Here is a 15889-nt window from a genome sequence, read left to right as displayed (position 1 = left end):
AATAAGAAACCTCATTCGCGGCTTTTTCAGCTGCATACAGCCAACTTATTCAAACAGGTTATTTTTAATCGATTTGACCTGAAGTCATTTCCTTATTTCTTGCACAATTGGTTCATTATCCGTGCTTATTTTGGCGGTAATTTATTGGGTAAGTTGAGCAGTTTCTCTCAGAGGTAGAACAATGAGTATTTTTCCAAGCAAAGCTAGCTTAGATAACCGATTAATTGGCATAATTTCCGCTGCAGTGATTATGTCGCTTTCAGCCTGTGGCGGTTCGGGTGATAGTAATAGCCCTAATACAATAGATGAAGAGGTAATCGAGTCTCCACCAGTTACCGAGACGCCTCCGGTTGAAAACCCACCGGAAGACGACAATGATCCTGATGAACCAACTACTACATTAGTTGACGGCACAATTGTCAATACCGCTGCCCTTGTGAGCCTTGGCGAACAGCTTTATAACGATACCAATCTGTCGACACCAGCCGGTCAGTCTTGTGCAAGTTGTCACAGCTTGTCTGCCGGATTTGCAGATCCTAATACGCAAAATCCAACTTCACTCGGCGCAGATGGAATAAGCTTTGGTGGACGCAATTCGCCGACAGCAAGTTATGCCGCCCATATTCCTGCGCCGCAAATCGTTATGCGTACGCCACCGAATGGTGGGAATGCCAATGCAGTAAGAATTGGCGGCCTATTTTGGGATGGTCGAGCAGAATCACTTGAAGAGCAAGCGAAGGGGCCTTTTTTAAACCCTGTTGAAATGGGGAATAGTGACGAGAGTGAAGTGATCGCCAAACTAAGAAATGCCGCTTACGCGGGAGAGTTTGAAGCCTTATTCGGTAACAATATTTTAGATGACGTCGATCGGTCGTACGACTATATTGCAGACGCCATCGCTGCATTTGAGCGAACCGATGTTTTCTCGCCATTCTCTTCTAAATTTGATCAAGTTCAAAATGGGACTGCAAGTTTCACTGCAGCTGAACAACGCGGCGAAAACTTGTTTAACGGCCGCGCCCAATGTGACCGCTGTCATTCGAGCGATGCTGATCAGCCACAAATGTTTTCTAACTTCGAATATGAAAACATTGGCGTTCCTTCCAATCCTTTACTGCCAGCAGTAATGAGCGACCCAAGTTTCGTCGATAATGGGCTTGGCGATATTACGGGCAACAATCGCGACAATGGGCGGTTTAGAACTTCAAGTCTCCGCAACGTTGCGATCACCCCACCCTATATGCACAACGGCGTATTCAATACACTAAGAGAAGTTATCGACTTTTATAACACGCGAGACACGAGCTTCAACCAGTTACCAGAAGTCGCTGAAAACGTCGACCAAGGCGGTAACATTGGTGAGCTTGGTTTGAACGAAAACGAGATAAACGACCTCATCGCTTTTCTGGAAACCCTGACTGATCAGTAGAACACTGAGTTTGGCCGAGAGAGCTTACTACTCAACTGATACTCAATTACTGCTCAGACACTAGTCTTGGTAATCAAATTTATAACCAGCACCATAAACCGATTGAATGGCGTTATCATTAACGCCAATATCGCTTAGTTTACGACGGATTTTTTTTATGTGACTATCAATGGTACGGTCGCTGACAATATGTCGGTCTTCATAGATTGCGTTCATTAGTTGAGCTCGCGAAAAAATTTGTCCTTTCCTGCGATACATCGCTTCAATTAAGCTAAACTCAACTTTCGTTAACTCGGTCTCATGAGATTGAAATTTTACTTTAAATGTCGACTTATCTAGTGTTAATTGCTCAACGTCCTCCGTTATTGGCGAGGTAAACCGTCGCATAACAGCTTTTACGCGAGCAACCACTTCTCTCGGACTAAACGGTTTACAGATATAGTCATCCGCCCCAACTTCTAAACCAATTAACCGATCGATTTCCTCAACTTTCGCCGTCACCATGATTATCGGCAGATTTGACGATTGCCTGACGGTTTTACAAATTTCTATCCCATCTTTTCCTGGTAGCATTAAATCTAAAAGAATCAAATCACAACGATTATTTTCTAGCCAATGCTCAACCGCATCGCCGCGATGAATCATATGAGTATCAAAAGACGACTGCTTTAAATAATCAGACAGTAACTCAGCAATTTTAATCTCATCTTCTACAATTAGTATTTTCTTTCCGGACATGCTTTCAAAAACTAGCTGTTATTTTGACTTGGACTGGTGCGGGAAACGTATTATCATTTTTACCCCTCCCAGTTCTGAATGTATTGCTTTAATGCTTCCTTGATGGGCACTAACAATACTCTTGACTATTGATAAGCCTAACCCAGAACCGCCAGTATTTCTACTACGCGAAGAGTCGACTCGATAAAGACGCTCAAATAACAACGCAAGTGACTCATCACTGACTCCAGGTTCCGAATCAAACCACTCTATTTCGAGTGCGTCTTGGCGCACATGGTAATCGATTCCAATCTTTCCATGTGTCGCGGTATAGGCGAGACTATTATTCAGTAAGTTTAAAAATAACTGGAGCAATCGATGGCTGTCACCATTAACTATTATTGGTTCATTGGGTTGGTGATGTTTAACTTGAATGTGACTCTGAGCGATCTTTTCTCGTTTTAATTCCAACGCCTTATTAACAATCGATACCAGATCAACGCGAGTAAATTGATAACTCATTGCACCACTATCTGAAAGTGAAAGCTCATGCAAATCGTTGATTAACAAGCTAAGTCGCTTCACCTCTTGATACAAAGAGTCGATCGACGCTTGATTAAACGGCCTTATACCATCTTGAAGTGCCTCAATCTCACCCTGCAAAATAGCCACCGGGGTTCTCAGCTCATGAGAGATATCGGCTATCCACTGCTGACGGGACTGGAGGTTATCGCGAAGCGTTCTCGACAGAAGGTTAAAGTCTCGACCAAGCTGGCCAATCTCATCTTCAGATTTGACGGCAAGTTGCGTTTCCAGTTCTCCATGGGTCATTTTATTAGCAGCTTCTCTTAACCTGAGGATAGGTGCAACCAGCGCGCGCGACAAAATGAGCGCAATAAAAGCAGATACGAGAATAACCGATAAAACTGTGACCAATAAGTTATCATTAAGCTTATCGACAAAAAGTTGATCAAGCTCTGAGGTTATCTCCTTCGTTTTAACAAACCCCAGCTTGCCAACAAGTTGCCCGTCAGTTCGGATATCTATCCAAGCAATTTCTTCAGTTGGGCGAATTCGCCCAACCACTAGACTTCCAGTGGCATCAGCAAGTAAAACTTTATGTCCAGGTCTCAATGGTGGAGGCCTGTTTCCTTGCGGCCCTCCCAGTCGTTCTGCTTGGTTTCTTAGCGGCACCCCTCGCATTTTTTTATCGGGTCGCATTGCATCATAGTGTCTTGGTTTTTTTCTTTGTTGTTGGAGTTTAGGAGGCAGAGACTGCTCATCAATGATGTATTTTTCCATTAACACTCGCCAGCTTTCATTGCGACGCCCTCGCAACCAATTCCAATTACCATTTTGAGAATATTGCTGCGCTAATTCTTGCGCCATTGGGGTTAATTTTTCTAACCGAGTCGCATCAAGATAATCTTTGAAACTCTGACTGAATGAAAAACTAATCAGCACAAAAATGCCGCCAATCACCAACAGATTAGCGAGAATCATCGCCGCAAATAATTTGTGCCTTATTTTTAACGACATTAATTTTCCGTATAACTTTGACACTTTTGGAGACTTCTTATCTTTATAAACACTATTCCTGAAGTTCCCTGAGTATCACAGACAAATGTGCAAACATTATGGAAAATTTTCATGGTGCGCGACACTTCTCAGCTAAAATGGATTAATCGTGTAGCCCTGCTGTTGCAAAACCGCGTGCGCCGTCATTGCCGATAGAGCCATTTCAACTCCGTCTAATAACTGTTCGTTGTTTATCTCGTAGTAAGCTGCAGATTGACCACAAATCATCAATCTCACTTGGTTTCGCATCAACTCTTGCAACAGCATCTGGTTTGGATTGGCGACAGAGAACTTTTGTCTAAAAAATTTATCTTTCAAAACACCATAACTTGCCTTGCCGTGCACAATTAAAGCTAAACGGATATTCTCAGCTTTGATCCCTGCTGCAACATGCATATTCAAAAAGCGTGCAAGTGATTCGAATTTTCGATTAACTTGGTTAACATCACCCAAATCGGCAACATCAAAAGCGACCTTAAAATGTTGCTCCTGCGAAATAGGATTTGATTGCGTGACTTGCGCATGCGGACCATAATTTTTTATCAACGGCCCAGGTGAAAATTTTTTTGGCTCGGCAACTATTGGGTAAGCCATGAGTAAAAACAGTAAACAGAAAATAGTTTTCATTAAGTTTCTCGCTCTTGATGCTTTTAATGGTCAATCGCCCAATATGGCTTGTCGCCAAAGTATTGAGCAAGATAATCGACCAAGCTTCTCACGCGATGTGAAAGATGCCTAGTCTGAGGGTAAAGTGCGTAACCGGAAATTTCATTATCAACAATGCGATCACACATTATGGGAATTAATTGCTGTTGTCGAACAGCCTTATAGCAAATAAAGTCAGGAGTCATGATTAATCCTTGCCCGTCAATGGCTTGTTGACACAAAAAATCACCATTATTTGCGCTGACAATCGCTGGAACATCGATATGAATTTTATTCCCATCGGTACCTTTAAAAATCCATTTTTCTCGGCCGCCAGTATACTTTACTCTCACATGCCCGTTCATCAAATCCTCGGGCGACTGAGGCATACCATACTTTTTTAAGTACCCAGGGCTGGCACTCAGAATACTGCAGCTGGTTATTAATTTCTTGGCGATCAGTGAGGAGTCTTCCAACTCTCCTATTCTGATCGCTAAATCAAATCCCTCTTGAATTAAATCGACTTTTCGATCATTAAAGTCGACATCAAAATATATCTCTGGATGTATTTCATTAAACTTTCTTAGCGCTTGACTTAAATGGGACAAGCCAAAAGATAGTGGCGCGGCAATTTTAATTCTGCCGGCGAGCGCACAGTGTTCATTTTTAATACTTGACTCTATTTCAGCAAGATCATCAATTATCCTTAAGCACTGCTCATAATAACTTTTGCCTGACTCAGTCAAGGTTTGGCTGCGCGTCGTGCGGGTAAGCAATGTCACACCCAGCCTTTTCTCAAGCTCACTTAGTCGTCGACTCACCGCTGATTTAACGGTGTCCATTTGTTCTGCAGCCTTGGTGATGCTACCTGCATCAACGATCCTGATAAAGGTCTGCATTTCATCAAACTGATTCATATTTCTTCTCTATTTCAGGCGAGTTCTCTATTTCAGACGAGCGGTCGTCCTATCCACTCAGTTTACTGACCGATTAACACGGTTTAGACTCATCGCTTCATTGTTCACAAATAAAGAACAATAAGTTCGATAATAGCCTGTTTTTCATTTTTCTCGCAACTGTAAAATGGATACCAGTTAAACATAAACCACTTACTTCTTAGGAGACTATTATGAAACTCATTGAAAACTATGGCAATTTAGTTGGCCGAATCTTAATTAGCGTTATCTTTCTAATGGCTGGAATTAGCAAACTTGGTGCAGGTTACGAAGGCACACAAGGCTATATGGAAGCGATGGGAGTTCCCGGTCAATTGTTACCGCTGGTTATTATTACTGAAATCGTCGGCGCGATAGCCATTATCGTTGGTTTTAAAACACGCCTCGTTGCTTTTTTATTGGCAGGCTTCAGCTTAGTTTCAGCGGTGCTATTCCACTTAAATTTTGCAGACCAAACACAGTCCATCATGTTTATGAAAAACGTGGCTATTGCCGGTGGTTTTCTATTTTTGGTCGTAAATGGTGCAGGTTACGTATCTATTGATGAAGGTATGCCAAAAAACGAATCTGCAGCGTAAACCATTAATTACAGGCTGCTGATTAAAGTAGCCTGCTTGATGAAACCAAGGTCAGGTACAAAAAGACTTTCACACACCCAATTAGAGTATTAATCATGGCTAATAATGCAATTTTACAAATCAATTCCAGTGGCCGAAAAGAAGGCTCCTTAACTCGTCAACTCTCTGATCTAGTCGTAAAAGCTTTGCGCAGTGAAAATGAGGCGCTCAGTCTCAATCAGCGTGACCTTTCAACAGGCTTACCATTTGTCGATGAAAGTTGGATTGGGGCGAACTTTACAGCGCCTGAAGAGAGAGACGAACAACACAAGGCTACTTTAAGCTTTTCCGATTCACTGGTCAAAGAACTCCAGGATGCCGATCACCTCATTATCGCATCGCCAATATACAACTTTAGTGTCCCGGCAGTTTTAAAAGCGTGGATCGACATGATAGCAAGAGCAAGATTAACTTTCCGATATACCGAAAACGGACCTGAAGGGTTATTAAAGGGCAAAAAAGCCTATCTTGTCATGGCTTCAGGTGGCGTACCAATTGGAAGTGAAGTTGATTTTGCCTCCCGCTACTTATTGCAAGTAATGAAATTCGTTGGCATTGAAGATGTCACTGTACTTGATGCTTCTCAGTTTGATTTAGCTGCTGACAATGTGCTTGAGCAAGTTCGCGACCAAGTTAACCAAGCAGCTGTTGCATAATCAACGGAGTAAAAAATGTCCTCAATTAGAGAAGTTAAGCAAGTATTCAACGGTTTAAAAGCATCAGACGGTGACGGAGTCCAATTAACTCGCATCATTGGGACACCTTATATTGATATGCTCGACCCATTTTTATTGCTCGATGCATTTGGCTCCGACAAACCACAAGACTACATTGGTGGATTTCCGGCTCACCCTCATCGCGGTTTTGAGACAGTTACCTATATGCTAGAAGGAAAAATGCGACACAAAGATAGCGCCGGTAACGAGGGTATAATAGAAACTGGCGGTGTTCAGTGGATGACTGCCGGCAAAGGGATTATCCATTCAGAAATGCCTGAACAAATCGATGGCATGTTAGCGGGCTTTCAGCTCTGGGTGAACTTGCCGGCTTCACATAAGATGAGCGCTCCAAAGTATCAAGAAAAAACAGCAGCAGAAATTCCCGTTGAAAACCGCTCGAATGGAACGTCAATTAAAGTGATCGCCGGAGCGACCAGTCAGGGCACTCAAGGAATTATCGTCAATGATTTTGTCTCGCCCACTTATTGGGATGTTTCACTAGAAGCAGAACAAGCGCTGAACGAGGCGGTTAACCCGCATCACAATGCATTTGTTTATCTAATGCAAGGATCAATTGAAATTGGCGATACAGCTCAAATTATCGAGCCTGGTCAGATTGCAATATTAGATTTCGCTGAAGTTATCAAAGTGTCAGCTAGAGAGGATTCTCGATTTTTAGTGATTGCAGGAAAACCACTTAACGAACCAGTCGCCAGAGGCGGACCGTTTGTTATGAATACTCGAGAAGAGCTCAATCAAGCTTACTTGGATTATCAGTCAGGCAATTTTATTTAATCATTCAAGAGAAGATAACAAGCGCTTCTCACACTCTCTGAACGAGCGGATAGATAGGTACCGCATCAACATTTTAAACTAGGAAAAAGTTATGGGTTTATTAGTAGACGGTCAATGGCAAGACAAATGGTACGACACTAAGTCGACCAATGGAAAATTTGTTCGCAGTGAAGCACAATTTCGTAATTGGGTCACCAAAGATGGTTCAGCAGGCCCTTCAGGTAAAGCCGGTTTTAAAGCCGAAAAAGGTCGCTATCACTTGTATGTATCCCACGCATGTCCTTGGGCCAATCGAACAATGATCTTTCGAAAGCTCAAAGGTCTCGAAGATTTTATTAGCGTTTCGGTTGTGGATTATTTAATGGTTGAAAATGGCTGGGAGTTTAAAGCAGAGTCGGGGTGTAGTGATGATCTGTTCGGCTTTGAATTCATGCACCAAGTCTACACTAAGGCTGACCCAAATTATTCTGGACGAGTAACCGTTCCGGTGCTTTGGGACAAACACAACAATACTATTGTGAGTAATGAGTCGTCTGAAATTATTCGAATGCTAAATTCCGCATTTGACGATATTGGCGCCAAACCAGGCGATTATTACCCGGCGAACTTAAGAGAAGCAATCGATACACTCAACACGCGTATCTACTCTGAAGTCAATAACGGCGTCTATAAATCTGGATTTGCGACTTCGCAAGAGGCCTATGAAGAAAATGTTATTAAGCTTTTCGAAGCGCTTGATTGGTTGGAATCAATTCTCCAAGAAAAACGATACTTAACAGGTGATACACTCACCGAAGCGGATATTAGATTATTCACAACCTTGGTAAGATTTGATCCCGTTTATGTTGGCCACTTTAAATGTAACATCAAACGAATCGCCGATTACCCGAATCTATTTGGGTATGTCAGAGATATCTATCAACAACCGGGGGTTGCAGATACGATTAATATGGAGCACATCAAAAAACATTACTACATGAGCCATACGATGATTAACCCAACTCAAGTAGTACCAACGGGGCCCGATATCGATTATGCCGCGCCACATGACAGGGCAAGCTAAAACGTAGACGTTGCTTGCTAATTTAAAATGTCGCGGAAAGTACATTTTCCGCGACAACTTCGAATGGTTCTTCGTACATCGATTGGTATTCTACCAGCACGCTCAAGTCGCCCTCGTCTGTGCCTTGCCAATCGATAACCAACAATACTTGCTCATCACCGGGTTCGATAACACTATTCGAATCTAAATCGACGGAAGTTTGAATTAACCTGGAAAAGCCAATCGAACTTAACGCAGACTTCCAATCGTTAAACGGCTTCCCGCCTGCCGACGGTAATAGGCTCACATTTTTCACAATTGCCGGCCCTAAGCCTCGGTTAACGATACTCAGCTGTAAGGTGGTCGTCTGATTGGAACCATCCTCAGCTTGAGTGATATTAAAAGTCTTGCTCATAATTAATATCGGCTTAACAGATAGTCGATTGTGAGTTCTTGTTTCACTACCTTCCCAAACGGCTATCGCAACCGATAACAAAGCAATAAAAGTGGCGATGATGCCGAGATAAAGCTCGATATTAAATTCTTTTTTTTCAGTCATCGTTGTTGACGCTATTAACCAACTCTTTTTGACCGGTCCGATTGAAGCAACCCCATTTCACCAACCCCGCAAGGATTTAGTTGTGCTTAATCAGATAGGACGCTGAGAACCATAAATTAGTTGGCAAATGTATGAATATAATAAACTTTAAAGCAGTCTCTTCTGATGAACTCACCGATATTCTCGTTTATTATTGCTCTCAGTATTTCACTAACCGACTATGACCGCTTAGCTTGATGACCGATTTATTTTCCCTGCAGAGACCAGAAATTGAAGAAATTTATCCCGAAGTATGGGTCCTCGCAAACTATGTAAAAACGATTCCTTTAATTGAAAAAATACAGACGATAGATGCTTCTGCACCTTTTAGACAAATGATGACGCCGATGGGCTATCTCACTCAAGTGTCAATGACAAATTGCGGCAACTGGGGATGGGTATCAGATCAATCGGGCTATCGCTACGAAGCGCACGATCCGCTCACCGAGCAAGCATGGCCCAACATGCCTAAAATATTTCAGAAGCTCGCTACCCGAGCCGCCGACGCAGTCGGTTTTGCTGACTTTATTCCGGATGCCTGTTTAATAAACCGTTACGACATAGGCAATAAAATGGGCGCTCATAAAGACAAAGATGAATCAGACTTTCGCTGGCCGATTGTTTCTGTCTCGATAGGCCTTTCTACCGAGTTTCAAATTTACGGAAAAGCTCGGCGCGGTAAGCCTATCAATTACCAGTTACACGATGGTGATGTTATGGTGTGGGGCGGCGAATCTCGACTAATTTATCATGGTGTTAAAACTGTCAAAGCCGATAAACAAAACCTCAGTAATCACTACCGCTACAACCTCACATTTCGTAAAGCTAAGTGACACGTAGAGAACTGTCCGCGACAAACTGATAAAGTTTTTGACCACTCTCATGATACTTTTTTTCAAATAGTGTCATTGGCTCAGCAACTTCAAGCTCGTCAACCGAATAGGCTTGGCCACTAACTGTTTGCCAGGCTAATGAAAACTCATCAAGGTAAATTTTCCAGTTAGAACGCAGCTCCGTATAACAAGACAAATTTGGTAACAAGCCGAAAACAGGATGTCCATGCCAACGCCGTTTAAAGTGCTCGGACTTGGGCCAAGGGTTCGGGTACAAGATAAAGTGTTTGGCAAAGCTTATGCTATCCCGCTCACACAAGCGCCAAATATCCTCACAATTCGCTCTAATCAAAATGCAGTTTTCAGGAATTGCCACTTGATCGTCCCTTCTATTTAAACGCTTATATGATTGGTCAATACCGATCACTAAAGTATCAGGGTATTTGTTCGCTAAGTGAATTGAACTAGCGCCGGTACCGCAACAGGAATCTAAAATAAGAAATTCGTGTGCAATATCAGCAATCGCTTTTTGCATTTGGCGGTAAGCTTCTAAGTTATGTGTTTGAATGGGTTTACGGTAGTCCGAGCGTAAATGCTTTGCGACAAGCTCAGTGAGGTTCTCGTGAATACCTTGTTGGTTGGAAACAACTGAACGAGAATCATATTGAAATTTTTTCATTTTAAAATTAGCTTTATCCGATGAAGGGCACGCCGTCTAAATCGTTTAGTGACATTTTAATATTAAAACGCTCAATCAATCGCCTAAAAAGGAAGCCAATCACTGCGTTACTACCACTAAAATTTGATCATCATTATCTTTGCTGGGTAATTTTATCCTCTCCAGCGAGATTAGTCATGCTAAGTGAATTACATTTACTCCGATTGTTGCTAAACTTCCACAATGTGTATTCTATTCACCGCAGTTTCTCAACACCCTGAGTACCCTCTAATCATCTGTGCGAATCGAGATGAGTTTCATTCACGTCCGACGCAAAGGGCTGCACCGTGGTTAGAGCCCTCTCCAGTTTTGGCCGGCAAAGATTTAATCGCAGGAGGAACTTGGCTCGGCATCAATCACATGGGCGGTTTTGCCGCAATTACTAACCTTCGAGTAGGTCGCTCTCAGTTGACCGATAAACGCTCAAGAGGCGAACTACCAATAAAATTTCTTTCTGAGCCAGAAGAAAGTTTTACCCATTGGTTACATCATGCCGCCGATGATTATAATCCTTTTAATCTCGTCTATGGCTCTGCTCAGGCGCTGTATTGTTTCAACAGCATGACCAAAACAACCAAGCCATTATCTGCGGGTTTTCACTCTGTATCGAACGGCAATATGGATGATATTTGGCCAAAAATGGCCAAAGGTCAACAAGCCCTAGAGAATGCGATTAGTGAACAGCAACTACCGAGTTTTGCAGGATTACAGCAGCTTCTACGCGATCAAACCAAAGCCAAAGATAGCCAACTCCCCGATACGGGTATTTCCTACGAATGGGAAAAAAAGCTCTCGTCTATTTTTATCCAAAATAGCGACTATGGCACTCGATCAAGCACCATCCTTCTCTATCATGTAAGCGGGAACATTGAATTTTACGAACAAAATTATAAGAGCGATGGCTCTACTCAAAATGAGAGCCACTATAAACTCAAAAATGGGGCGTTTGAAAAGCGAGATTTACCGAAGAAAGCATGACAATCGATAATGGTGAATTAGTTAGAGCCAGTGTTTAAATCAACTATCGAGTACTTTCTGGATTCCAGCTTCAATTAACCTTGGCTTGGTTAATAGTTCAAACTTTTTAGCTCCGCGTGCATCGACATAAGTATCAGTGAACGTCATTTTTGTTTTTACTAATACTTCGACACTGTCATCTAGATGGACAACATGCACACTAAGGCTCGTTAAAATCAGACCGATCAAGAATATCAGCCCTACAATTATTTTCTTCATTTTAAGTTATTCTGTTTGTTGATATCCCTACTTATAAGTGTAGATCAACAATTATTTTCTCTGACACTCAAAATCACCGTTAACAGCGGTAAAATTCACACAATCGTTAATTTTTGCGCGTTAGTTTGCAAAATTAGCCGTCAACTACAAACACGCAAGCAAGAAACTCGCAATTATCTCAATATGAGCTTATGGTTAATAAGCGTTCAATCATTTACAGACTTTGTGAGGTGTATGTATGAATAGTTACCCGACAATTGAAGACAGAATCATTGATGATGGTCGACTTAGCGACTGGCTGGAAAAACAAATTCTAGAGACCAGGGATTTAGACTTAAGCCAGACAGTTGAGGACGTTAAGAAACTTCAAGTAATTCTCAATAAGAGAATGGACCGACGCATAAAAGAACGCAAAACATTTAAGACTCAAGTCAATCTGACCGCGATTAGTTTTGACGACTAAATCAGTCCAAACCTAGATAAAAGCTCGGTATGTCACACATTTGCGAAGAATTATCGCTCGAATAAATTAAGCAGACATTTTTTCATCAAAAAAATCATCTAACTGCAAGTTTTGTTCGATCTCAGATACTTTAACGAAAACATTCAGATCATAGAGCGCTTCGGCTTCGGTAAAGAATGGACCTATAAGGTCACATTCGCGAGTCCGATAGAAATAACCATCGTCGCTGACAACCAGTCGATTAGTTCGAGTAAATTGATATCCCATCGCTGGTTCACCAGCTCGTAATTTAATATTCATGACCACTTCCCTTTTTATCTTGCTTCCCAGCCACTTTAGGCAGGGGGAATACTATAGACTTGTCGAAAGGAGATCATTCAGCCAATTTCACTACCGTTTGTGCGAAATCTCTTAAAATATTGCAAGCTTCTTCCCATATTCCTTTGACTTATAAACAATCAATATTCCAAGGAAAAGTCTTCATTAAGGATATTAATAAGTAGATATTAAGAAGCCGATATCAATAACTAGACCTTATAAATCGGACATCCACAATTCATTTAAAAGCCCAACTCAGCTGAAATTTTGGTTAGAGTGAGACTACAGTTAATGAGTGTGCTTACGAGAGGCTCGATGACTCATTTTAATTTCTGAAGAAATTGATACATTGTCAGTTTCAATTCTTGGTAGGGAGTCGACATAAACTGAATTAGTCGCAATTTGGCGGACTTTGATGAGTGAATCACAAGCTAGTTCAATGCAACGATGTAAAGGTTGTCTCCTCGCTTGATAACAAGTCCCCCCGCCAACAGAAACTGTCACCGCACTACTGCCTCGTGAAGCTTTGTTTTCAATCGTTAAGTTTTCGATACCGCAACGAATTCTCTCAGCAACCAAACTTGCTCCCGAGCGGCCCGTATCTGGTAACATTAAAATAAACCCTTCTTTCTGAAAACGCCCAACAAAATCCGCAGGCCGAAAAATTGACTCGTTAAGCTTATTCGATATTTTTACCAAACATTCATTCGCTAGCGACTCCCCGTAATAATCTCGATATAATGAATAATCATCAATATCGACAATTAACACGCTTACTGGCAGTCTTTGTCTTGCCATAATGGCCCATTGTTGAAGCGCGCGTTCAAAAAAATATTGCGGCGTGTAAACCCTTGAAAATTCGTCATAGTGAGGCGTTACAATAGATAAATTACCATGGGCGAAGACGACTTCTTGCATGGCGATATATCGCTCCATTACTTTGAGTTTTGCCAATAATACTTCTGGATTAATGGGTTTAACCAAATAGTCATCAGCGCCTACCCTAAATCCCTTCACCACGTCGATGGTATTGTCTCGACTGGTCATAAATATAATGGGGATCCAAGAATCGGCAAGAAGCTCTCGTATAATAGTTACAGTCTCATAACCGCTTAGACCCGGCATTTCGATATCGCATAGAATCAAGTCGACCGACGATTTTTCTAAAAACTGTAACGCCGCTTCACCCGAAAAAACCATTTCGATTGAATGCCCTGCCGCTTCGATATTTCGCGCCAATTGGAATTGGTGGGTAGGACTATCATCGATGAGCAGGATATCCATGATATTTTTCCGTGTTTAAGATTTCGCTCCAAAGTAAATTAAAAACCAATAAAAAGAAAAACATCATCTCTATTTAGTAATTTCGTCCCCTAATTTTAAAACTCACTATGAGCAACAAATATCATTCGTTTTTTTCGCTCGACACTTTCGAGGCTTCGTTGAGCGCGGTAAAGCTCAAATTAAATTTATTGAGTAACTGTTTGAGACGATGAGAGTCATTATTCGACTTTTTATTCGTTCTCGACACGTTAAAAAGCTTTCTACCTGCCTCGGCCATTGATGAAGATTTACTGCAAACCTCATATAGCCCCAATAATTGATAGTACTCATATAAATCAAACTCGCGAGCTTGTTCACCAAGCAGTTTTTCTGCAAGTCGTTGAGGGGAGTTTCGACCATCACCAATGCCATTCCAGGCAATTTCCAACCTTTCAATCTCATCATCAACGAGTAACTCCGAGATACGCCCACCTTCTGCTAATGTCGCCATTCGGATAACGCTTGAATTTAAGTCTCGAAAGTTGGCACTCCAAACTGCCGATGGTGAAGTCGCATACTTTAGATACTTTTTACGTGCTGCTTTGTTAAAGCTCACTTGATGACCGGCCTTTCGTGAAAACCTTTGTAGCTCAAAATCAAGGTTGGGCTCTAAATCTTCAATTCGATCTTTTAAAGAGGGCAATTGATAGCTCCAAAGATTGATTCGAGCGAGTAAATCTTCGCGAAACTTTCCTTCAGAAACCATTCGATTCATATTTTTATTGGCTCCAGCAACCAACTGAAAATCAGATTCGACTTCTTTATCTGCTCCAAGCGGCAAATATTGTTTTTCTTCAATCGCCCGCAATAGCATCGCCTGCTCGTCTAAACCGAGCTCCGCAATTTCATCTAAAAATAGCAACCCGCCATCTGCTTCTTTAAGTAAACCGTTTCTTGCATCTACCGCTCCAGTAAACGCGCCTTTACGATGACCAAACAAGGCTGACATTGCATTGTCTCCCAATAAGGTGGCACAGTTTACGACGACTAAGTTGCCAGCAATTTGGCCTCGCTGCTTTTTGAGTTCATAAATACGTTTAACTAGTTGGGTTTTTCCTGCGCCAGTCGCTCCGGTAATCAGCATAGGCTCTTGTGAAAGTATAGAAACCTTTTCTAGTTGCTCGATAAGATGATTAAATTTTTGGTTGCGTGTTTCTATCCCGCCCTTTAGAAAGTCAACACCGGCAACGCTTTCCTGATAAAATCGAGAAGCAATTTGGTCGTATTTGGATAAATCCAAATCGATGATCTGATATTTTCCTACGGTGGGATTTTCTTTGTTACCCGGTGAGGTTTGAAAAAGCTTGCCCGGCAGGTAGTGAGTCTCAGTTAACAGGTACAGACAAATTTGAGCAACATGGGTTCCGGTTGTGATGTGAATTAGGTACTCCTCTTCATCAGGATTAAATTGGTACTCCTGACTAAAATCAAATAATGAACTGTAAACCGCTTCAAAATCCCAAGGGTCTTCAAAGGATAATTCAAACAATAGCACTTCGGTTTCAGGCGAGATAACCCCAATATCACCTTTCACTTGCTCTGCTAGTTTTCGGAAATTACCTTCGTACAATAAAACAAGTCGATCGACAATCAAATCATCTTGCTGACAAAGCGAAACATTGGGCCGCCATTTATCCCAGCGCTTAGCATTTCGGCCGCGCCGATCTAGGTTGGTACCCAATATACTAATCACCGTTTTCTTCACAAACCCTCCTAAAGCATATAGATAGATAACTATCTTTTTAGATAGATTATTTCATTACCCTTTCTCACTGTCAAATACTGAGAGAAACGCATTTAATTTTTTTTGCTATTAAATTCAATAAGATAGATAGACAACAGCTATTTTATTGAAAAACTGGCACGCCCTTCGCTATAGACGGATTAACTAATTTGCTGATT

At 41.8% G+C, this 15889-nt stretch carries 18 protein-coding genes; 8 read left to right on the top strand and 10 right to left on the bottom strand.

The window, feature by feature from the left end:
• Positions 1-181 precede the first annotated feature (181 nt).
• Positions 182-1429 (top strand): cytochrome-c peroxidase, encoded by a 1248-nt coding sequence (locus FLL45_RS08495; RefSeq protein ID WP_142941590.1) that lies wholly within the window; start codon positions 182-184, stop codon positions 1427-1429.
• Between the two features lie 60 nt (positions 1430-1489).
• Here FLL45_RS08495 and FLL45_RS08490 read toward each other — a convergent pair whose 3' ends face one another.
• From FLL45_RS08490 to FLL45_RS08475, 4 genes are all read right to left on the bottom strand, one after another.
• Entirely contained in the window at positions 1490-2167 is a 678-nt protein-coding gene (locus FLL45_RS08490) for a response regulator (RefSeq protein ID WP_142941589.1), read from the bottom strand.
• Positions 2168-2185: 18 nt separating this feature from the next.
• The gene (locus tag FLL45_RS08485) at positions 2186-3685 is read right to left on the bottom strand and encodes an ATP-binding protein (protein WP_142941588.1); all 1500 of its coding nucleotides are present in this window, start codon (positions 3683-3685) and stop codon (positions 2186-2188) included.
• 132 nt (positions 3686-3817) lie between these two features.
• Entirely contained in the window at positions 3818-4351 is a 534-nt protein-coding gene (locus FLL45_RS08480; protein WP_142941587.1) for a DsrE family protein, read from the bottom strand.
• A 23-nt stretch (positions 4352-4374) separates the two neighbouring features.
• The gene (locus FLL45_RS08475) at positions 4375-5286 is read right to left on the bottom strand and encodes a LysR family transcriptional regulator (protein ID WP_142941586.1); all 912 of its coding nucleotides are present in this window, start codon (positions 5284-5286) and stop codon (positions 4375-4377) included.
• Positions 5287-5498: 212 nt separating this feature from the next.
• Here FLL45_RS08475 and FLL45_RS08470 point away from each other — a divergent pair, with 212 nt between their 5' ends.
• From FLL45_RS08470 to FLL45_RS08455, 4 genes are all read left to right on the top strand, one after another.
• Positions 5499-5903 carry a DoxX family protein gene (locus FLL45_RS08470; RefSeq protein WP_142941585.1) on the top strand — a complete coding sequence of 135 codons (405 nt, stop codon included), beginning with the start codon at positions 5499-5501 and terminating at the stop codon, positions 5901-5903.
• A gap of 95 nt (positions 5904-5998) precedes the next feature.
• Positions 5999-6598, top strand: coding sequence for an FMN-dependent NADH-azoreductase (locus tag FLL45_RS08465; protein ID WP_142941584.1), 600 nt, complete (start codon positions 5999-6001; stop codon positions 6596-6598).
• Between the two features lie 15 nt (positions 6599-6613).
• The gene (locus tag FLL45_RS08460; RefSeq protein ID WP_142941583.1) at positions 6614-7456 is read left to right on the top strand and encodes a pirin family protein; all 843 of its coding nucleotides are present in this window, start codon (positions 6614-6616) and stop codon (positions 7454-7456) included.
• Between the two features lie 91 nt (positions 7457-7547).
• Positions 7548-8519 (top strand): glutathione S-transferase family protein, encoded by a 972-nt coding sequence (locus FLL45_RS08455; protein WP_142941582.1) that lies wholly within the window; start codon positions 7548-7550, stop codon positions 8517-8519.
• 22 nt (positions 8520-8541) lie between these two features.
• On the opposite strand, the gene FLL45_RS08450 is transcribed toward FLL45_RS08455, so the two are convergent.
• Positions 8542-9057 carry a hypothetical protein gene (locus FLL45_RS08450; RefSeq protein WP_142941581.1) on the bottom strand — a complete coding sequence of 172 codons (516 nt, stop codon included), beginning with the start codon at positions 9055-9057 and terminating at the stop codon, positions 8542-8544.
• Positions 9058-9293: 236 nt separating this feature from the next.
• Here FLL45_RS08450 and alkB point away from each other — a divergent pair, with 236 nt between their 5' ends.
• Positions 9294-9929 (top strand): DNA oxidative demethylase AlkB, encoded by a 636-nt coding sequence (alkB, locus tag FLL45_RS08445; RefSeq protein WP_142941580.1) that lies wholly within the window; start codon positions 9294-9296, stop codon positions 9927-9929.
• Here alkB and trmB read toward each other — a convergent pair.
• Positions 9922-10608, bottom strand: a complete 687-nt coding sequence (gene trmB, locus FLL45_RS08440) for a tRNA (guanine(46)-N(7))-methyltransferase TrmB (RefSeq protein ID WP_142941579.1) — start codon at positions 10606-10608, stop codon at positions 9922-9924. The two genes, alkB and trmB, sit on opposite strands and share 8 nt — an antisense overlap.
• 222 nt (positions 10609-10830) lie before the next feature.
• On the opposite strand from trmB, the gene FLL45_RS08435 reads away from it, so the two are divergent.
• On the top strand, positions 10831-11625 hold the full coding sequence (locus tag FLL45_RS08435; protein WP_142941578.1) for an NRDE family protein: 795 nt from the start codon (positions 10831-10833) through the stop codon (positions 11623-11625).
• 39 nt (positions 11626-11664) lie between these two features.
• Here the strand turns inward: FLL45_RS08435 and FLL45_RS08430 are convergent, their stop codons facing one another.
• The gene (locus FLL45_RS08430; RefSeq protein WP_142941577.1) at positions 11665-11883 is read right to left on the bottom strand and encodes a hypothetical protein; all 219 of its coding nucleotides are present in this window, start codon (positions 11881-11883) and stop codon (positions 11665-11667) included.
• Between the two features lie 238 nt (positions 11884-12121).
• On the opposite strand from FLL45_RS08430, the gene FLL45_RS08425 reads away from it, so the two are divergent.
• A complete protein-coding gene (locus tag FLL45_RS08425; RefSeq protein WP_142941576.1) occupies positions 12122-12346 on the top strand; it encodes a hypothetical protein in 225 nt (74 codons plus the stop codon).
• 66 nt (positions 12347-12412) lie between these two features.
• Here FLL45_RS08425 and FLL45_RS08420 read toward each other — a convergent pair whose 3' ends face one another.
• The 3 genes from FLL45_RS08420 to rtcR all read right to left on the bottom strand — a co-directional run bounded on the left by FLL45_RS08420 (position 12413) and on the right by rtcR (position 15692).
• On the bottom strand, positions 12413-12646 hold the full coding sequence (locus tag FLL45_RS08420; protein ID WP_142941575.1) for a DUF6316 family protein: 234 nt from the start codon (positions 12644-12646) through the stop codon (positions 12413-12415).
• A gap of 306 nt (positions 12647-12952) precedes the next feature.
• Complete coding sequence (locus FLL45_RS08415) at positions 12953-13948, bottom strand: response regulator (protein WP_142941574.1); 996 nt, start codon at positions 13946-13948, stop codon at positions 12953-12955.
• A 121-nt stretch (positions 13949-14069) separates the two neighbouring features.
• Positions 14070-15692, bottom strand: a complete 1623-nt coding sequence (gene rtcR / locus FLL45_RS08410) for an RNA repair transcriptional activator RtcR (protein WP_142941573.1) — start codon at positions 15690-15692, stop codon at positions 14070-14072.
• Positions 15693-15889: the final 197 nt, after the last annotated feature.

The sequence above is a fragment of the Aliikangiella marina genome (assembly GCF_007004765.1).
Classification (GTDB): Bacteria; Pseudomonadota; Gammaproteobacteria; order Enterobacterales; family Kangiellaceae; genus Aliikangiella; species Aliikangiella marina.
Note: the sequence above shows the minus strand (reverse complement) of the source record. Positions and strands in the feature narration are given on the sequence as shown.